General features: G+C 70.1%; 12 protein-coding genes. 5 read left to right on the top strand and 7 right to left on the bottom strand.

The window, feature by feature from the left end; genetic code table 11:
- Positions 1–187: 187 nt before the first annotated feature.
- Together ACGLYG10_RS06650 and ACGLYG10_RS06655 are read right to left on the bottom strand one after the other, a co-directional pair.
- Positions 188–658 carry a NanQ anomerase/TabA/YiaL family protein gene (locus tag ACGLYG10_RS06650; RefSeq protein WP_073329424.1) on the bottom strand — a complete coding sequence of 157 codons (471 nt, stop codon included), beginning with the start codon at positions 656–658 and terminating at the stop codon, positions 188–190.
- A 4-nt stretch (positions 659–662) separates the two neighbouring features.
- Positions 663–3770 carry a glycoside hydrolase family 2 gene (locus ACGLYG10_RS06655; RefSeq protein ID WP_073329426.1) on the bottom strand — a complete coding sequence of 1036 codons (3108 nt, stop codon included), beginning with the start codon at positions 3768–3770 and terminating at the stop codon, positions 663–665.
- 104 nt (positions 3771–3874) lie between these two features.
- On the opposite strand from ACGLYG10_RS06655, the gene ACGLYG10_RS06660 reads away from it, so the two are divergent.
- The 4 genes from ACGLYG10_RS06660 to ACGLYG10_RS06675 all read left to right on the top strand — a co-directional run bounded on the left by ACGLYG10_RS06660 (position 3875) and on the right by ACGLYG10_RS06675 (position 9795).
- Complete coding sequence (locus tag ACGLYG10_RS06660) at positions 3875–4909, top strand: LacI family DNA-binding transcriptional regulator (protein ID WP_073329429.1); 1035 nt, start codon at positions 3875–3877, stop codon at positions 4907–4909.
- Positions 4910–5419: 510 nt separating this feature from the next.
- The gene (locus tag ACGLYG10_RS06665) at positions 5420–7054 is read left to right on the top strand and encodes a DUF5129 domain-containing protein (RefSeq protein WP_244542607.1); all 1635 of its coding nucleotides are present in this window, start codon (positions 5420–5422) and stop codon (positions 7052–7054) included.
- Positions 7055–7089: 35 nt separating this feature from the next.
- A complete protein-coding gene (locus tag ACGLYG10_RS06670; RefSeq protein ID WP_244542608.1) occupies positions 7090–8781 on the top strand; it encodes a DUF5129 domain-containing protein in 1692 nt (563 codons plus the stop codon).
- Between the two features lie 141 nt (positions 8782–8922).
- Positions 8923–9795 (top strand): DUF5926 family protein, encoded by an 873-nt coding sequence (locus ACGLYG10_RS06675; RefSeq protein WP_073329435.1) that lies wholly within the window; start codon positions 8923–8925, stop codon positions 9793–9795.
- A 140-nt stretch (positions 9796–9935) separates the two neighbouring features.
- Here ACGLYG10_RS06675 and ACGLYG10_RS06680 read toward each other — a convergent pair whose 3' ends face one another.
- From ACGLYG10_RS06680 to ACGLYG10_RS06700, 5 genes are all read right to left on the bottom strand, one after another.
- Positions 9936–10817, bottom strand: coding sequence for a fructosamine kinase family protein (locus ACGLYG10_RS06680; RefSeq protein WP_073329439.1), 882 nt, complete (start codon positions 10815–10817; stop codon positions 9936–9938).
- A gap of 26 nt (positions 10818–10843) precedes the next feature.
- Entirely contained in the window at positions 10844–11752 is a 909-nt protein-coding gene (locus ACGLYG10_RS06685) for a fructose bisphosphate aldolase (protein ID WP_073329444.1), read from the bottom strand.
- Positions 11753–12023: 271 nt separating this feature from the next.
- Positions 12024–12761: a hypothetical protein gene (locus ACGLYG10_RS06690; protein ID WP_073329447.1), complete on the bottom strand. Its 738-nt coding sequence runs from the start codon at positions 12759–12761 to the stop codon at positions 12024–12026.
- Between the two features lie 223 nt (positions 12762–12984).
- Positions 12985–14424 carry an MFS transporter gene (locus ACGLYG10_RS06695; RefSeq protein WP_073329452.1) on the bottom strand — a complete coding sequence of 480 codons (1440 nt, stop codon included), beginning with the start codon at positions 14422–14424 and terminating at the stop codon, positions 12985–12987.
- Positions 14424–17564, bottom strand: a complete 3141-nt coding sequence (locus tag ACGLYG10_RS06700) for a glycoside hydrolase family 2 TIM barrel-domain containing protein (RefSeq protein WP_073329457.1) — start codon at positions 17562–17564, stop codon at positions 14424–14426. The genes ACGLYG10_RS06695 and ACGLYG10_RS06700 overlap by 1 nt, the downstream gene beginning before the upstream one ends.
- Before the next feature lie 293 nt (positions 17565–17857).
- Here ACGLYG10_RS06700 and ACGLYG10_RS06705 point away from each other — a divergent pair, with 293 nt between their 5' ends.
- Positions 17858–18880 (top strand): LacI family DNA-binding transcriptional regulator, encoded by a 1023-nt coding sequence (locus tag ACGLYG10_RS06705; protein WP_073329463.1) that lies wholly within the window; start codon positions 17858–17860, stop codon positions 18878–18880.
- Positions 18881–18953: the final 73 nt, after the last annotated feature.

Below are 18953 nucleotides of genomic sequence, written 5' to 3' on the forward strand. Positions count from 1 at the left end.
CGGCCCCACGGCGTTACTCGCGTCTCAGGCGGGTCCACTGGCGACGACGAGGAGGTGTCCCCTCGCCGCGGCGTCCGGGCCGTCGGCGTGACCAGGAGGTCGCGGCCGGAGCCGCGCCGCAGGAAAAGCGTGGGGTTTGCGGTTGATAGGACGGTGGATGCACGGCGCCGACGGCGCCTCGGTTCGGTTACTTGTTGGGGAAGGAGGCCTCCTCGACGGTGACGCGGATGATGGCGGCCTCGCCGCTGCCGGGAAGCAGCCGGAACACCTCGGAGACGTCGACCACGCCGATCCCCCCGGCGGGCACGGTCACCGTGCGCAGCGTCTCGGCGGCCTCGTGCACCTCCCGGTCGGTGAGGTCGTCATAGGGGGTGCGCACGGGGGCGACGGCGACCGGCGCCACCTGCACGGTCAGATCGGCGTCGACGGCGTGCAGCACGTTCAGGTAGCGGCGCGAGGTGACCAGGCCGTCACCGGCGTCCCAGGCGGCCAGCAGGTGGGCGGCCGAGTCCCTCCAGTAGGTCAGGGAGTCGCCCACCGAGTACGCCACTGCGGGCCGGATTGCCGGTAGGTGGTCGATCGCCTGGCAGACCCGCCGCCACTTCTTGACGGCGCCGCGCTCGCGGGCGAGTGAGTCGAGATCGGGGAAGAGCCGCATCGGTTCACGCTCCTGTTCCGGGGGTTGCGGGGGTTGTGGAGGACTCGGTTGCTGTGCCCGTCCCGGGCAGGCCGGATGCGGACTCGCCGGCCCCTCCGGTCGGAGCCGCCCCGTCGGCGTCGCCGCCGTCCAGGGGGATCAGGTCGAAGGCGAAGGAGAAGTCCTCCAACCGGGTCCGGTAGGCCTCCAGCACCTCCGAGCCCCACGAGTTGGATCCGAGCCCGAGTACACGGTGGTTGACGTTGACGGTCACGTTCTCCCGGGGCACCAGATCGGTACGGTGGCGGGCGGCGTCGATGTCTTGGCACGTCCAAGGCCACACCGAGAAGTCGAAGTCCTCCGGCGGCTCGCAGGCGCCCGGCAGCGGGGTGCGGGCCAAGGCCAGGCCCGCGCCGTTGGTGTCGGTGAGCGTCAGCCAGCGCACCCCGCCCCGGTTGGCGCAGTCCTGCGGCACCACGTAGGGGGTCTGCATCTCCTCCACGGCGGCGCTCCAGCGGCCCACGACGGCGGCCGTGCGGGAGTCGGGGTAGTTCTCACCCGGGCCCAGCCCCAGCCACTCGACCGTCCGGGCGTAGCCGGGGGCCTCCAAGGTGAGGCCGATGCGCGGAATGATGTCGTGGTAGTCGCCCCAGGCGCGACCGACGGCGCCGACGCTCACCGTGGAGCCGGTGACCGTGTAGCTCAGGTCCACCTCGAAGCCCAGCGCCTGCGCGGGCGGACCGATGATTTGCGCCACCTCCACGACAACGGCGTCCCCCTCCCGCCGCAGCACCACCGACCGGGTGGAGGTCTGCATCAGTTGCAGGTGGCGGTCGGACCACAGCGCGTCGAACTCCTGCTGGTGGTTGTCGATCAGCGGCGTCCAGAAGCCGACGGCGGGCGGCGCCGCCAGCACCCGTCTGTCGCCGCGCACCCAGGAGGTCAGGGCGCCGGTGACAATGTCGAAGCGGAGCTCCTGCTCCACTCCGAAGATGACGAACTCGTCCCCCTGGGCGCGCACCTCCATGCGGGAGGTGGCCGGGCGCAGGTGAACCGCGGCGTCGGGGCCGGCGTCGTCGGCGACGACGAACTGGTACACGCCCAGCTCATATCCCTCTGGCGCCCAGGGCGGGCGGGCTGTGGAGCGCACACGCACCCGCAGGTGGGTCAGACGCCCCGCCTCGACATCCACCGGCAGGACCTGGCGCATCTCCTGCTGCGGTGCCAGCGGCCCCGGCGCGAGACGACCCAGCGGCTCGGCGACGCCGTCGACGACCCGCTCCAGGTCCAGGACCACGTCGGAGGCGTCGGTGAAGAACCGGCCGTTGCGCACCCGCAGCTCGCCCTCCTCCCAAACCACGCCGATCGGGCAGATCACCTGCTTGTACTCGGCCAGGCCCGGGCTCGGCTCCTGCCAGGGGAAGACGAGCCCGTCGATGCAGAAGTTGGAGTTATGCGGGTAGTCGCCGTGATCGCCGCCATAGGAGTGGTACTCGCGGCCGTCCGCGGTCTGGGCCACCAGCCCCTGGTCGCACCACTCCCAGATGAACTGGCCCTGGATGGAGTCCCAGCGGTCGATGACCCGCTGATACTCCGCCAGGCCGCCGGGGCCGTTGCCCATGGCGTGGCCGTACTCGCACAGGATGCGCGGCTTGGGGTGCGGGTGTTCGCCGAAGTCGTTCATCTGCGACACGCGCGAGTACATGGTGGAGACCAGGTCCACGCATTCGGCGTCCCGGTCCTCCTCGTAGTGCACCGGCCGCGCATCCAGCTGCTTGCAGCGGGCGTACATGGCGCGGATATTGCAGCCGAAGCCGGACTCATTGCCCAGTGACCAGGCCACAATGCAGGCGTGGTTGCGCTCCTGGATCACCAGCCGCTCGATGCGGTCCACGAAGGTCGGCTCCCAGGCGGGATCGTCGGTGATGCGGGCGATGTCGCCGGTGTTCTCGAAGCCGTGGGTCTCCAGGTCGGTCTCGGCCATCACCAGCAGGCCCAGCTCGTCGCACATCTCGTAGAAGCGCGGGTCGTTGGGGTAGTGGGAGGTGCGCACCGCATTGATGTTGTGCAGCTTCATCAGCTCCAGGTCCCGGCGCACCCGTGCCATGCCGACGGCCCGGCCGCGGCGGTCGTCATGGTCGTGCCGGTTGACCCCACGCATCTTGAAGTAGGTGCCGTTGAGCAGTAGGCGGCCGTCCTCGATGCTCACTTCGGCAAGGCCCAGGCGGTGCGGTACGGTCTCGGCGACGGTGCCGTCGGCGTCGTGCACAGACATGACCAGGTCGTACAGGGCGGGGGACTCCGGGCTCCAGGTGTGCGCCTCGGGCACGTGCAGGACGCAGGGGGCGGCGTCGGTGGCCGTGCCATGCAGCGGCGTCCCGTCCGGGCCGGTAAGGGTCAGGCGGACGTTGCGGGCGGCGCGGGTGCGCACCGCCACCGTCACCTCCGCGCCGCCGTCGTCGCTCAGGCGGGTGGTGACGTGGAAGTCCTCCAGCCGCGCGGCCGGGCGGACCATCAGGTAGACGTCGCGGAAGATCCCCGACGCCCACCACATGTCCTGGTCCTCCACATAGGTGCCGTCGCTGAACTGGAGGACCTTGACGGTCAGCAGGTTGGCGCGCCGGGTCAGCAGTTCGGTCACGTCGAACTCGGCGCTGAGCCGGGATCCCTTGGTCATGCCGACGAAGGCGCCGTTGAGGTAGATCTCCGCGTAGGAGTCGACCCCGTCCAGGCGCAGCACCGCCTGCTCGCCCGGGGCCAGGACGGGTCGGAGCAGTTCGCGCTGGTACACGCCCGTCGGATTGTGCGAGGGGACTTCCGGCTGCCTGACCGGAAAGGGGAAGCCCTCGTCGGTGTACTGCAGTGGACCGTGTCCGTCCACCTGCCACAGGTGAGGGACGCGCACCCGCCCCCATTCGGGGTGGGGTACGGCCAGGTGTTCGGCGCGCACCCGGCGGGGGGAGTCGAACAGGCGGAAGAACCACAGACCGCTCAGGTCCGTGAATCCCCGGGAACGCGCCCGGTCCCGGGTGGCGGCCGCCTCGGGGGAGTCGTATCCGAAGAAGTAGGCCCGTGCCGGCAGACGGTGCCGATGGGGCAGACCCGGGTTCTCCCAGTCATTCGCATGCACCATTGACGTGCTCCTTTGACGATGGAACCGCTTCCACGCTTTTGTGGAAGCGGTTCCACAATGTAGGGGTACGTTGCACGGAACGCAAGTGGGATGCAAGAATCGATATGTTCGAGCAAGATGAGCCCGTGACTTCTCCGGGCAGGCGCGTGACCATCGCCGACGTCGCCCGCGCCGCGGGCGTGGCGCCGTCGACGGTTTCGCGCGCGCTGAACGGTTCTCCCAAGTGCAAGCCGGCCACGCGCGAGCGCGTCATGCGAGCCGTGGAGCAGACGGGCTTCGTCGTCAACCGGCGGGGGCGAGCGCTGGCTGTGGGCCGCTCGGAGGCGATCGCCCTGCTGTTCACCGACCCCTTCGCCGAACTGTTCACCGACCCCACCTATGCGCGATTGTGCGATGGGATCGTCTCGCGACTCACGGACGGGCCCAACCTGCCGATGATCCTGGAGGCGGCCACGCCTGCGGAGCGTGAACGCGTTCTGGAGCACGTCGGCCGGGGCGCCGTGGACGCCGTCATCGTCATCACGCCTTATGCGGGCCGTGAGTTACTGGACCGACTCGCCGAACTGCCGGTGCCGGTGGTGCTGTGCGGCCAATTGGAGGGCGACCCGTACCGAGGGGTCTTCTCCACGGTCTACTCCGACGACGTCATAGGCGCCGCTCTGGCCGCCCGGGCGCTGGAGGAGGTGGGACGAGAAGCGCCCGTCAGCGTCATGGGTCCGGCCGACAACCCTGCCTCCGTCGACCGTATCCGCGGCTACCGGCGCGTACTCGGCTCCCGCCTGGGCGATGAGCGGGTTGTCCACACCGGCTGGGACCAACTCAGCGGGCATCGGGCCATGCGTGAGATTCTCGCCCGCGGCATCGGTTTCGACGCAGTGCTGGCGGGATCGGACCGCATCGCGGTCGGGGTCATCGAGGCCCTGCGGGAGGCCGGACGGGAGGTGCCCGGCGAGGTGTCGGTGGTCGGATTCGACGATCACCCCCTGGCAGCTCAGTATGAGCCGGCGATCACCACGGTGCATCAGCCGCTGCGGGAGGAGGGGAAGCGCGCCGCCGAGATGGCGGTGGACATGATTGACGGCGTGGAAGCCCAGACGGTGGTCATGGACATGTACCTGGTGGAGCGGGACACGGTGTGATTGCCGGCCAGGTGGGGCCGGATTGTCTCTCCCGGCCCCACCGGCCCGTGGCGTCGAGGGGAGCCTCCCCGGGGTTCCCACATCCCGGTGGCTCACGCCTCCTTCGCCGGAGCGGAACGGCGCGGGCTCCCATGTACCCGGCCTGTCCTCGGTGGTGGGTCGGTCAGCGGGCTCCCCAACCCTCGCGACCCGCACCGTCCGGCGGCAGGACTCATATAACCCGCCCCGCCTGGACGATCACCCCCGACAGACCTTGGAAAACACGGGGAAGTTCGGCCGTCCGGCGCCGACGCCGGTGCACGGCCCGTGGGTATCCCCGGTGCTGGGCGGGTGTGCTGCGAACCTTTGCCCTCTGCTGCGACGTTTTGCACCCTGGTGTATGGCAAATACCCGCACACCAGGGTGCAAAAGCTCGTAGCAGGCGCGAGCCTCCCTGCCGCGGCGCGGGCAGCGCTCCCCATGGCCCCGGCCGCGCCCGAGCCGTTACTGTTCTGCAAGAATGCTCCGGAGGTGCCCGTGTCCGACCTGATCGTCCGCTGGGGCGGCCTGCGCGCCGTCGCCGCCTTTACCATCAAGTCTCTGCTCATCATCGTGCTCGGTGTGATCGTGCCGCTGTACGCACTGGACCCCTTCGGTGCCACGCACACACCGGCGGTAGAGATCCATGACGAGGCCGAGGTGCTCGACGACGTCGCCCTCCAGACCACCCTGGAGGACATCGGCTTCCGCCGCGACATCCGCCTGGCCGTGTTCACGACGGACGACGTCGACCCCTACGCCAGCTCCGACACCGTCTTCAACGACGCCGTCCTCGACTATGCCCTGAAAGAGCAGCCGTCGTGGATCTCCACCGCGGACCCCGACGTCTGGGCCGACGGCCTGGTGATCCTCGCCGTGTCCCCGCAGGGGCGGTGGGTCGGCTGCTACTTCGGCGAGGACGTCAAGGTCGACCTGCGCACTCAGCAGAAGATCCAGGACGCCGCGAAGAGCTCCTTCCGCCTGGCGCGCTGGGACGTCGGCCTGGAGACCATGGCGCAGCGCACCGCCGACTTTGTCGGCAGGCCGATCCCTTCCACGGAGGTGGCGCTGCTCGTGGCGTTTGTGAGCTTGGCCGCCGCCCTTGCGCTGCTGGCGTGGATGTTCTGGTCCCGCCGCGAGGCGCGCGACGCCTACAAGCAGGCCCGCCGTCACTTCACGCAGATCACCACCGACTACGACGCCACCCAGATCCGTGCCGGCACCATCCCCGCCGACGACGCCCACGGCGCCCAGGTGCTGGCCCGCTTCGCCTGGTTCGAGGAGCGCTACGCGGGACTGGTGCGTCTATTCAGCGACTTCGGCTCCCCGCGCGGCGCCCAGTGGTTCATGAGCAGCCGTCGACGGCGTGCCCAGAAGCTGGCTGCCAGCGCCAAGGAACTCGACAGGGTCGACGACGTCATCGCCGCCGCCTCCACCTTCCTCACCCTCGGCCTGGGTTGGGAGAAGGTGTGGGAGAACGAGCAGGGGCCGGTGCACGAGGATCTCGCCTCCTACGCGGCCCTGTGCACCGCCGTTGTCAACAGGACCCGGCTCGCCCACGTGAGCTTCGACGTCGAAACCGACCGCGCCTGGATACAGAAGCGACGCGACCGCCTGGCGGCTATGACGGTTGAGTTGGCACAACGAACGCTGACGCCCTCGGCGGCACTGAACGAACTGGACACGATTGCCGCGGGCGTGCACAGCCGCTGCGACATCCTGGCCCGGCGTGCCCTGGCAGCGGATACCTCCCGTCTGGGCCGGGAACGGCTAGGCCGTTACGAGTACAGTCGGCGGTCGAGCGCCTACCGCAACAGCGGCCCCGACTACCTGGGCTGGTGGAGCGCCCGCAGTGGTCGCATGCACTACAACCCCGCCACCACCATCCGCATCAACTCCAAGTCTCCGGGCCTGCGTGCCCCGGGCCTGTCCTCCTCCGGCACCGGCCCGGTGCCGCAGTTCTCCCGTCCGGTCGCCAACCTGGTCACCGGTTACAGCAGGGCGTCCACCTACACTCCCGCCTCCAGCAGTAGCGGTTACCACGGCTCCGGCTCCTCCAGCCACTTCAGCGGCGGTCACAGCAGTCACAGCAGCTTCCACGGCTCCGGCTCCTCCTCCCGCTTCTGAGCGAGACCAGCAGTGCGCGGTCAACAATCCCGGGGGTGCCCGTGTCCGATCTGATCGTCCGTTGGGGCGGCCTGCGCGCCGTCATGGCGCTCGCCGGCAAGTTCTTGATCGTCGTGGTGCTGGGCCTGGTGGTCCCGCTGTACATCGCGGCGCCCTTCGGCGCTACGCACACCCCGGCGGTAGAGATCCACGATGAGGCCGAGGTGGTCGACGACGACGCCCTCCGGTCCGCCCTGGAGGGTGTCGGCTTCCGCCGCGACATCCGCCTGGCCGTGTTCACGACGGACGACGTCGACATCGAGTCCGGGTCCGACACCGTCTTCAACGACGCCGTCCTCGGCTACGCGCTGAATCGGCAGCCGTCGTGGATCTCCACCGCGGACCCCGACGTCTGGGCCGACGGGCTGGTGATACTCGCGGTGTCCCCGCAGGGGCGGTGGGTCGGCTGCTACTTCGGCGAGGACGTCAAGGTCGGCAAGTACACCGAGGGAAAGATCCAGGACGCCGCGAGGGGCTCCTTCCGCATGTCGCAGTGGGAGGCCGGCCTGGAGGCCATGGCCCAGCGCACCGCCGAATCGCTCGGCAAACCCATCACCTCGGCGCGGGCGGCGGTACTCGTGACCTGCCTGAGCATTGCCGCCGCCCTCGCCCTGCTGGGACTGATCTTCTTCTGCCGCAACGCGGCGCGCGATTCCCTGCGGCAGGCCCGGCGGTGTTTCGCCCAAGTAACCGCGGACTACGACGCCACCCAGATCCGTGCCGGCACCGTCCCCGCCGACAACGCATACGGCGCCCAGGTGCTCGCCCGCTTCGCCTGGTTCGAGGAACGGTACGTGCAGTTGGTGCGTCTGTTCCGTGAGTTCGGCGAGCCCCGTGGGGCTCAGTGGTTCGCCCTGGGCTGCTTCAGGGATGCCGCGGAGTTGGAGGACAGGGCGAAGGAACTGGACCGGCTCGACGACGTCATAGCCGCGGCCTCTACCTTCCTCACCCTGGGCCCCGGCTGGGAGGAGGTGTGGGAGAACGAGCAGGGGCCGGTGCGCGAGGATCTCGGCTCCTACGCCGCGCTGTGCGCCTCCGTCGCCTTCAGCACGCAACGGGCCAAGGTGAGTTTCGATGTCGCGCCGGACCGCGATCTGGTCCGGGAACGCCGTGACCGGCTGGCGGCCATGACGAGCGAGCTGGTCTCCGGGGCCCTGACGCCGTTGGCGGCCCTGGACGAGCTCGACGCCATGGACTTGGACGTTCACCACCGCTGCGGCGACCTGGCCTGGCGGGCGCTGGCGGCGGACACCTCCAGTACGGGCCGCAAGCGGCTGGCCCGCTATGAGAAGGACTACGCGCAAGGTAAGTACGCCGGCGAGAGCGCCGACTATCAGGGCCGGTGGTCCTCCTCGGCGCGCAGCGAGCGCCACCACTACGACCTGGCCACCACCATCCGCATCAACTCCAAGTCGGTGGGCCTGGACGCCCCGGGCCTGTACGACGCGGCTGTGCGCCGATCAGGTGTCCATGACGCGGGGGCGTACGGCGCGAACTGGCCGTACTCGGGGTCCGGCGCCTCCGGCGTCGGCGCGGTGCCGCTGTTCTCCCGGCCCGTCGACGGCCTGGTCACCGGCTACAGCAATATCGCATCCCCCTCGTCCGGTTCCTCCTCCGGCGGGTCCGGCTCCTCGAGCGGCTTCGGCGGCGGCAGCTTCTCCGGTTCCGGCTCCAGCTCTCACTTCTGAGGCGAACGACGGCGCTGTGCGGTCGGCCGGGGGCGCGTGGAGCCGGCCGCCTTTGGCGCAGGCGCAGTCGGCGACCGGCGGTTGCCTCGGCTCGCCGGGGTCGGCCGCCCGTGGCTGGTCCCACCCGGTAGGCTGGCGCGCATGTCGAAGAAGAACCGCCAGCGGCGTCGCGACGGCGACCGCAAGGCCGCCAAGAAGCAGCAGATCCCCTTCGTGGCTCGCCCCTTCGCCGGGCTGCCCGCCGAGCCGGACCTGGTGGCGATGATGCAGATCATCCCCGCCGCCTCCATGACGGTGCGCCTGGACGCCGACCACGGCGGCCAGGAGGTCCAGCTGGTCACGCTCCTGCCCGAACTGGCCCGCTCCCTCAAGCGCGCCGACGGCCGGGTGCTCGTGGCCATGCAGACCACCGTCCGCTCCGGAGACGCCAGCCGAGACGTGGCCGCCGCCCTGCTGGAGGCGCTCGATCTCGAACCCGGCACCGGCCTCGCGCCCAGCGGCCTGCCCGAGCCGGGTGAGCGCCTCCAGGACATCCTCGACCCCGACTTCACCCCCAGCATCGACGTGCGCGAGTCCTTCGACTTCTGGCTCACCGCCGAGCAGGCCGAGGAACCCGAGGCGCTCCGGATCGTGGAGGACGCCAAGGAGGGGATCGCCCCCACCGTGCCGGTGCCCGGCGTCGAGCACGCCTACTGGTGCCGCATGAACGGCAAGGAGTTCGTCCGCTGGGTGCGCGGCGAGGACGAGGACGCCTTCTTCAACGCCTTCGCCCGCATCCACGCCGCCCGCGAGTCCGACCTGGAGGAGGGCGCCCGCTTCCTCGGCGCCTTCCGCGCCTGCGGCCTGGCCATCCCCGTGTGGGAGCTCGTGCCCGGCACCGAGGCCGAGGAACTCACCGAGCCCATGCGGGCCATGGCGCAGCGGCTCGAGGCCGCCCTCGCCGACGGCGCCCCGCTCGACGCCGAGGCCCGCCGCGCCAAGGCCGGCATCATCTCCCGCCAGGTGAACCTGTAGGGCGATGGCACCCCGCCGGCCGGACGCCCCGCCGTCGTGAGGGCCGGCCGCAACGGCCGACGGCGCTCACGAGCCTGCGGCGGGGTGCCCAGAGCCGCGACGACTGGGCGTCAGCGCTTGCGCCGACGCCCGGCGTCGGGTCAGGCGTAGCGGCGGGCGAGTGCCACCGCCTGGGGCCCGTAGCCGCCCCCGAACAGGAACACGTGAATCATCAGCAGGTGCAACTGGTGCAGCCCCACACGCTCGCGCCAGCCATCCGCCAGCGGTGAGACCTCGTTGTAGCCGGCCACGATCCGCTCCAGATACGGCTGCCCGAACACGCCCAAGGCCGCCAGGTCGGTCTCCGCGTGCGCACCCTGGGCGAGCGGGTCGATCAGCACGCCCACGGTTCCGCCCGCCCCGCGGTCCGCGCCGGCGGGCGCCCAGTCGGCCACTTCCGCCGTCGGCACCCACAAGACGTTGCCGGTCCACAGGTCGCCGTGCGTACGCGCCACGGCGACGGCGTCGCCCCGCTCGGCGGCGGCGTGGCGGATGAGGCGGGGCTGGGCGGAGTCGAAGTCGCCGTCGGCCAGGCGTGCGCAGACCCGCTCCAGCAGGGCGGCATCGGCGGCGGAGAGCGTGCCCGCATCCCGACCCGGCCGGATGTAGGGGGCGATGCGGTCCGCAGCGTAGAACTCACCCCAGCGGCGCGGCGTGCCGGACTCGGCCGTGTGCGGGCGCAGACGGATGTTGCTGCGCCCCATCTGGGTGCGCCCGTCCCAGCCGGGCGGGGCGCACCCGAAGGCCGGCGCCCCGGCGGCGTGGGTGACGGCCAGAGCCCGCCCGAAGGCCTCGGCCGCCGCCGGTGTCACCCGAGAATCGGTGAGCCGCGGCTCCTCCAGCCAGCCGTCGCCGACGCGCGCGGGCACCACGCACGCGCCGCCGTCGGCCATGGCCTGGCCGAGCCAGGCCAGTCCCTGCGCCTCTAGACGGGTGGCACCGGGCAGATCGTCCTGCTTGCGGAATACGGGTCGGATACTCACCCGCCCAGCATTCCACGCGGTCGCGCTCAGGTGGTCGAGGCTCGGTACACCTCGGCGATCGAGGCCTCCAGAGCGGCGTCGAACTCCGCCTGGGTCTGCGAGACGTCCAGCCCCTCCAGCAGGGCGCGGGAGAAGCTGGCGATCAGGCCGCGGTTGCGGGCCAGGCGCCGGACGGCCTCGGCGCGGGTGTAACCGCCGGACAGGGCGGCCACACGGGCGACGCGCGGGTGGCGCATGAGTGCGTGGTAGAAGTCGGTCACCGAGGGGATGGTCAGCTTGAGCACCACATCGCGGCCTTCAGGCAGATCGTCCAGGTGGGCGTTGAGCGAGGCGAGCAGGAGCAGCTCGATGCCGGTCTTGTCCGGCGCGTGGATGTCCACCTCGGGCTCGATGATGGGGGTGAGCCCGGCGTCGAGGATCTTCTCCGCGATCTCGAACTGCTGATCGACGACGGCGGCGACGCCCTGCGTGTCGGCGTGCAGGATGACCGAGCGCATCTTCGTGCCGAAGACATGCTTGTCCACGGCCTTGGCCAGGGTGTCGTCCAGGCCCGGGATGGGCTTCATGACGCGGGCGCCGTGAGCCTCCTCGGCCAGGCCCTTGTCCACCTTCAGGAAGGGAACGATGCCCTTGACATCCCACAGGTAGTCGGCGGTGGGGCGGCCCTCGACCTCGGAGTCGAGGGTGCGCTCGAACAGGATGGCGGCGAGGATCCGCTCGGAGGTGAAGGCGGGGCTGGTCATGACGCGGGTGCGCATGGCGTGGACCAGATCGAACATCTCCTCCTCGCTGCTCCACGCGTCGGGTTCGATGCCGTATGCCTTCAATGCGCGCGGGGTGGAGCCGCCGGACTGGTCGAGGGCGGCAATGAAGCCGGCGCCGTGCCGGATCCGGTCCATCTGGGTGCGGTGGTCGGGGCGCGATTGGGTGGGCATGATGTGCCTCCTGGCTGGATTGTGCGAGTGCTCGGGACGACGTTGTCGCGGCGTTGGCGGCTGGGCCAGCTCGGGCATAAACAATTGTATGCGAGAACGGTTCTCATAAAAAGAGTCGATTGCGGGCAATAGTGGTCGGCGCGGCACCGGCGGCGCGGCGGCGTGGTGCCGCGTTTGAGTCGGTCCGCCGGGACTCCGCCCCTGCCGACCCCGACGGCTTGCCGCGCCCGGCACCGCGCGCCGGGAGTGCCGGGCTGCCGTGCGACGTCGTCTAGGCCGCAGCCGACACGGTGCGGTCGGGTAGTACCTCGGCGGCGAAGATCTCCCCCGGATGTCCGAGCGCGCCGTCGCGCCCGCAAGCGCCCAGCGTGAACCAGATGGCCTCCACCGCGTCAGCCAGCTGCTCGCTTGCGGAGGATTGCTCGGAGTCCCGGGAGGCGCGCGCCGCACGCCGCCAAGCCAGATACTCGGCGGGCTCACCGTTGGGACCACCGAGAAGATCTGGTGCGTGCTCCTCCGGGGTCTGTCGCACGGCGTCCTCGATGCCGTTCCACGCGCCCGTCGTGCTCTGGCTGCTCGCCCTGCCCCCCTGCGTGGGCTCCCAGTAGGCGCCCAGGGCGGACACGAGTCGCGGCACGGCTGGATCGGTGTTGATCCGACTCAGTCCGCGCCCGGCGGCGCGCGTGAGTCCGTGGGGAGCCAGGCTGAGGAAGTCGAAGACCGCGTCGTGCATGGACAACAGATCGAGGCGGGTCTCCGGGTAGGTACTGCCGGTATCACCCGGTTGCGGCGCCCACCGCCCGTACAGGTTCAGATTGCGCAGGCCCAGGACGATCTCGTACAGGCGGCCGAGCCCGACCGCGAGTGTGGTGGTCACCGAATCGCGGTTGACCTCCGACAGGCCGCCACTGCGCGCTACGCGTACTCCGGTGGCCAGCAAGTCGCGCACTACTGCCGATCGGTAGCGGAGCTCGAGGTCTTGCTGCCGGGAGAGCGCCGAGTTGAACATGACCCAAATGTTATCGGCCCGATGCGAAACCGTGGCGAGGCGCGCTGGGTGACGGCACGTTGGTGCGGGAGCAGTGCCGTGAACCGGCGCGGCGCCATGCACTTTGCGGCCCGACTCATGCGCTTTACGACCTTGGGGTACGAAATACGACCCCGGGGTGGTCGTGAAACGCACCCCGGGGTCGTAAATCGCAGGCTGAGTGGCACGACGACGGCGGCTACCCCTATGCCGGCTCCGCCGCGGCCTTTGCCCGGACCTCGCTGCCCTCCCGCAAACGATCGTTGGCGCGCTCCACGTCCAGCCGCGAGAGCAGGAACAGGATGATGCCGTTGACGATCGCCGGGATCCACAGGTACATGAAGTACAGCATGTTGATCGCCGAGTCGGGCTGGACCGGCGCGTTGGCGATGTAACCGCTCGCGGCCAGCAGCCAGCCCGCGAGCGCTGTGCCGAGACCGCCGCCGATCTTCACCCCCAGCGAGGTGCAGGAGAACATCAGTCCATCGATCCGCTTGCCCGAGCGCAGGAGGGTGTGCTCGGAGGCCTCCGCGATCAGCGCGTTGACCGTGCCCTGCAGTGGGCTCATTCCGATGGAGGCGATCCCGGAGCAGATCAGCATCAGTGGCAGGCTGCCCGCGTAGGCCGCTGCGACCACCCCCAGCCGCCCGAGGACCGCGATGATGTAGCCGACGATGTTCACCCGGTACATGCCGCCCACCCGGGACACCACCCAGGGGGTGGCCAGCAGGCCCGCGATCAGCGGGATGTTGATGGCCCAGGCGAACACACCCAACAGGTTCGCGTTGCCCAGGATGTAGGTCATGAAGTAGATGCCCATGTTCAGCGTGGCGGTGAAGATCTGGGTCATCAGGAACACCACCAGGATGATCAGGTAGTACTTGTTGGCCAGCAGCAGCTGCATGGACTCCTTGAACGGGAGCTTCTCGTCGGCCCCGCCTGACGCTGCGGCGTCGGCGGCCGCGGCGCGGCGGGCGTCCTCGGTGGGCATGTCGGAGCGGTCGGCGAGCTCCTCGGGGGACAGCTCCCGCACGGACATCACCGACAGGGTGTTCACGGCCAGGCCGATGAGCGCGTAGATGATGGCGATCGTCCGCCAGCCCTCGGCGCCTCCACCCAGCAGCTCCACGCCCTTGACGGTGAAGGTCTGGATCAGCAGGCTGGTGCCGAAGGCGAACATGAAGCGGATGGAGCCCATCTGCACCCGCTCGGCGCTGTTCTTGGTGATCAGCGCGGTCAGCGAGGAGTAGGCGATGTTGTTGGCCGTGTAGAACACCGAGTTCAGCAGCGTGTAGGCGATGAAGAACCAGGCGTACTGGGCGGTCTCGCCCAGGCTGGGGGGAATGGCGAAGACGGCGATGATCATCGCCGCACAGCCCACGAAGCCCCACAGCATCCAGGGGCGGGCCTTGCCCATACGGGTGCGGGTGCGGTCCAGCAGGGTGCCGAAGAGGATGTCGGAGAAGCCGTCGAAGAACTTCGACAGCATCATGAGCGTGCCGATCACGCCGGAGTTCAGCCCGACCGTGTCGGTCAGGTAGATCATGACGAACGCGGACAGCAGCGCGTACACCACGTTCCCGGCCACGTCACCGGAGCCGTATCCGACCTTGTTGTACCACTTGAGGTACTTCTTCTCTTGCATCAGTTGACCTCGCTGTGAGTCGAGCCCGCGAGTACGGAATCGCCGCGGGCGGGGGTGATGGATGGGAGGAGGAAGAGACGAATGCCCAGGTCGGTCAGGTGCCCCGGGACCACCCGGTAGATGTCCCGCAGGGCGGGGCCGCAGGAGGCGGAGCCGATCCCGGCCATGGCCCGGTCCAGGCACAGCACCGTGGCGCCGCACGGCCGCAGCTCGACGTCGTGGCGGGCGCGGGTGAGCTCCTCCTGGGTGTACCGGGAGGCGTTGAAGGACAGTGGTCCGAAACCGGCCGCGGTCAGGGAGGCGACGTCGTCGCTGACGGTGACGTAATCGCAGTCGGCGTGGGAGCCGCCCTCCTGCGGACGCAGGTAGGGCACGTGTAGGGCGTCGACGTCGCTGCGGAAGGTGCCGTGGTAGCCGGCGCGGTGCTTGTCCACGTAGCTCTCGTGCGGGCCGAGCCCGTGGTAGGCGACAGCAGTCATGGACGGCGGCAGGAACAGGCGCAGGCCCAGGCGCGGCAGCGGCGGGAAGTCCGGGTCGAGCATGACCCGCGCGTCCAGCTCGATCAGCCCGGAGGGGGTGATGGTCCACGTGCCCGCCGCCCGCAGCACCGGCTGCACCGCGGGCGCCCCGACCGACAGCTCCGTGTGCACGACGACGGCGTCCGCGCGCTCCTCGGCCTCCACCCGGTAGGCGCGGGTGGTGGTGCGGTGGTATTGGGCGGTCTCCCAGTCCTTGCGCACCTCGGCGTCGTTGTCCGTGGGGGCCCGCCAGGTGTTGATCTCCATGGGGCGGGTCAGCAGGCTGCGGCCGCCGACGACGAGCCGGCTGAGCAGGCCGGTGCGGGTGTCGAACTCATAGTTGAAGGACTCCCCGGCCACCACCAGCCCGGTCGGGCCCGCCGTCGTGACCGTGGGCGTGGCCGCCGTCGTGTCCGACGACGGCGCACCGGCCAGTGCGGCCAGCCGGTCCAGTACGTGGTGGCGCGGGTGGGCGTTGGGCAGCGGCACCTCGTCAAAGCCCAGCTCGTGCCCGGCCTCCAGCAGCGGCGCCGCGGCCTTGAGCCGGTAGGAGACCAGTAGGTGGCAGCGGCCGGACTCGGGCACCCTCGCGGCGCAGGGGATGGTGACGGCGGTGTGCGGCGGTACCGAATCCGGCAGCACCAGCTCACCCGAGTCGACGACGACGCCGTCGCGCCGAACCTCGTAGCGGACCTCCAGGTAGTCGGCCAGGTCGGTGGCGTCCAGGTCGTTGCGCAGCGTGAGGGTGCCGGCGTCGGCGTCGAAGGCGAGCACGCGCGCGGGCCGCTGCACGTTCTTCAGCTCCAGCAGGCCGGTGTGGGGGACGCGGTCGGGGGACACCAGACCGTCCACGCAGAAGTTCCCGTCGTGCAGTAGCTCCCCGCTGTCCCCGCCGTACAGGTAGACGGGGCGACCGTCGTCGGCGGTCCCGGCACGGATGGCGTGGTCGCACCACTCCCACACGAAGCCGCCGCACATGCGCGGCTCGGCGAGGATCAGCTCCCAGTACTCCTCCAGGTCGCCGGGGCCGTTGCCCATGGCGTGGCAGTACTCCACCAGCAGGAAGGGCTTGTCCGGATCGGCGTCCAGGTAGGCGTGCACCTCGTCCAGCCCCGGGTACATGCGCCCGTACAGGTCGATGCCGGAGTAGTCGTAGGCGCGCTTGGAGTCGCGGTAGAAGGCGCTCTCGTAGTGAGTCACCCGGGTGGGGTCGGCGGCCTTGATCCAGGCCAGCGCCGCCTCGAAGGTGCAGCCGTAGGCGCACTCGTTGCCGGCCGACCAGGAGATGACGCTGGGCCGGTTCTTCTCCCGCTCGACCATGGCGCGCACCCGGTCCAGGGTGGGCTCGGTCCACTCGGGGTTGTCGGCGATGGGCTCGTTCCAATGCTCCACCTGGCTGTCCCAGGAGGAGTCGGCCAGCACCCGCACCTGGGTGCCGTGGGACTCGACGTCCGCCTCGGACATGACGAAGAACCCATAGGCGTCGCACAGTTGGTAGAAGCGCGGATCGTTGGGATAGTGGGCCGTGCGCACCGCATTGATGTTGTGGTGCTTCATCAGGCGCAGGTCGCGCAGCATGTGCTCTACGTCGATCGTCGGCCCGGTGACCGGATCGGACTCGTGCCGGTTCACGCCGCGCAGGGTGGCCGGGGCGCCGTTGACGTACAGGACGGCGCCCGCGGTGGTGACCTCGCGCAGGCCGACCTGCTCGGTGATGACCTCCCCGGGGGTGGTCAGGTGCAGCGTGTACAGGTAGGGGTCCTCCGCGCACCACAGGTGCGGGGAGGCGACGCGCAGGGCGGTGGCGTGGGTGTACGGGGAGCCGGTGTCGGCGGGTTCCAGCTCGCCGTCGGCGACGACGGCGCCCGCGGCGTCGCGCAGCTCCAGGCGGGTGGGGACCGCCTGGCCGCGGAAGCCGGCGCGGACGGTGACGGTGGCGGCGTCGTCGAGTGCGGTGGTGATGGCGTAGTCGAACAGGCAGTCCTGTGGGCGGTCCAACAGGTAGACGTCCCGGAAGATGCCGGAGGTGCGGAACTTGTCCTGATCCTCCAGGTAGGTGCCGTCGCACCACTTGAGCACGAGCACGGCCAGCCGGTTGGTGCCCGGGATCAGGAAGTCGGTGACGTCGAACTCGCTGGTGGCGTGGGAGACCTGGCTGTAGCCGAGATAGCGGCCGTTGAGCCACACGTAGAAGCAGGAGTCGACGCCCTCGAACACCAGGTGGGTGCACGGCGCCGCGGCCGGGGCGGCGTGCTCGAAGTCGAGCAGGTAGGTGCCGCAGGGGTTGTCCTGCGGAACATAGGGCGGGTCCAGGGGGATGGGGTAGCGGTAGTTCGTGTACTGGTGGTGGTCGTATCCCTGGTGCTGCCAGCTGGAGGGGACCGGGATGCGAGCCAGGTCGGTGGTGGGGGCCGCTGGCGCCCAGAAGTCCTCGGGTACGGCGTATGGGCCCGGGTAGTAGGCGAAGGCCCAGTCGCCGTTGAGCAGCTGAAAGCGGTCTGAGGTCTCTCGCTGCCAGGGCGCACCGTGGGTGGGCGCGGAGGCGGGGACGTAGTAGGCGCGGTGGGGGAGGGTGCCCTCGTGCAGGACGGTGAGGTCCTCGTGGTGCCCGGGAAGGATCATCGTTGACTCTCCTGTGTGCGGTAGCGGACCGGGCGGGTCCGCCTGGGTTCGGGGCCGGACGACGCCGGTGGCGCCGGCGCGAAGTGCCTGGGCGGCGGGGCTCTGGCGCCCCACACATGTCGACGTTAACATAAGGGGGTACGGCTTGAGAAGGTGCGAGTTAGTTCAGTAATTGGTGGGGTAACTCGAAGGTGTCATTGAGGAGGCGTACATCTGCTATGATGACGTTATCACTGCCGTGGGCGTGGATTGGGCTGCCGCTTGCGCCCGGACGGGCTGCTAGGCTCACGAAGGTGGCTGGGAGAAAACGCGATCGAGGTGCACCGTCGGTCGCCGACGTTGCCCGCCTGGCCGGCGTCTCCTCCCAGACCGTGTCCCGTGTCTCGGCCGGCGCCACGAACGTGCGCCCGGACACCCGGGAGCGGGTGCTGCATGCCATGCAGCAGCTCGGCTACGCGCCCAACCGTGCCGCCCAGGCCCTGCGCAGCGGATCCTTCAAGGCCATCGGTGTGCTCACCCAGCAGATCCTGCGCACCGGCGAGGCTCAGACCACTAATGGCGTGTTACAAGCCGCCTGGGAAGCCGGATACACCGTGTCGATGGTGCAGGTGGACCGCCCCCAGTCCGAGGACATGGGGGCGGCCGTCCACCGGTTGGCCGCGCAGGCGGTGGACGGGCTCGTCGTCGTCCAGGCGGGGCGGGCGGGCCGTGAGCACCTGGCGCTGCCCGCCGGTATGCCGGTGGCCGTATCCGACTCGGCACTCGTGGGCTATTACCCGTCGGCGTCGGCCGATCAGGTCGGGGGTGTGCGCGCCGCGGTGGGACACCTGCTCCAGCTCGGGCACCGCACCGTCCATCACATCACCGGGCCGGCCGACTCGCAGTCGGCGCTGATCCGATCGGCCGCCTGGGCGTCCTGCTTGGAGGAGGCCGGCCGGGAGGTGCCCGAGGCCATCTCCGGTGACTGGGACGCCGCCGCGGGCTATGCCGCCGGGCGGAAGCTGGCCGCCGACCCGGAGGTGACGGCCGTGTTCTGCGCCAACGACGAGGTGGCCATCGGCCTGATCCGCTCCCTCCATGAGCAGGGGCGGCGCGTGCCCGAGGACGTGTCCGTGGTCGGCTTCGACGGGCTGGAGCTGGGCGAGTACTGCTTCCCACCGCTGACCACCATTCGCCAGGACTTCCACCGGGCGGGCGTGGAGATGGTCAACCTGGTCCTCGAGCAGGTGGCCTCCGGCGTGCAGGACGGCAGCAGGCGCATCGTCATCCCCACTGAGCTGGTTGTGCGCGGCTCCACCGCCCCGCCCGCTCGCTGACGTCCGGCTCCGGCCCCACTTCGCCTGCTTGGACCGCCGGGCTGCACTTGGACCGCCCCAGACGCGCTTGGTT

This window comes from Actinomyces glycerinitolerans, assembly GCF_900098745.1.
In the GTDB taxonomy this organism is placed as follows: Bacteria; Actinomycetota; Actinomycetes; order Actinomycetales; family Actinomycetaceae; genus Actinomyces; species Actinomyces glycerinitolerans.

Bases quoted from the DNA above. Each gene is read 5' to 3' on its own strand.
- ACGLYG10_RS06655 (WP_073329426.1), bottom strand. From the start codon at position 3,770: ATGGTGCATGCGAATGACTGGGAGAACCCGGGTCTGCCCCATCGGCAC.
- ACGLYG10_RS06675 (WP_073329435.1), top strand. From the start codon at position 8,923: ATGTCGAAGAAGAACCGCCAGCGGCGTCGCGACGGCGACCGCAAGGCC.
- ACGLYG10_RS06650 (WP_073329424.1), bottom strand. From the start codon at position 658: ATGCGGCTCTTCCCCGATCTCGACTCACTCGCCCGCGAGCGCGGCGCC.
- ACGLYG10_RS06695 (WP_073329452.1), bottom strand. From the start codon at position 14,424: ATGCAAGAGAAGAAGTACCTCAAGTGGTACAACAAGGTCGGATACGGC.
- ACGLYG10_RS06690 (WP_073329447.1), bottom strand. From the start codon at position 12,761: ATGTTCAACTCGGCGCTCTCCCGGCAGCAAGACCTCGAGCTCCGCTAC.
- ACGLYG10_RS06660 (WP_073329429.1), top strand. From the start codon at position 3,875: ATGTTCGAGCAAGATGAGCCCGTGACTTCTCCGGGCAGGCGCGTGACC.
- ACGLYG10_RS06700 (WP_073329457.1), bottom strand. From the start codon at position 17,564: ATGATCCTTCCCGGGCACCACGAGGACCTCACCGTCCTGCACGAGGGC.
- ACGLYG10_RS06685 (WP_073329444.1), bottom strand. From the start codon at position 11,752: ATGCCCACCCAATCGCGCCCCGACCACCGCACCCAGATGGACCGGATC.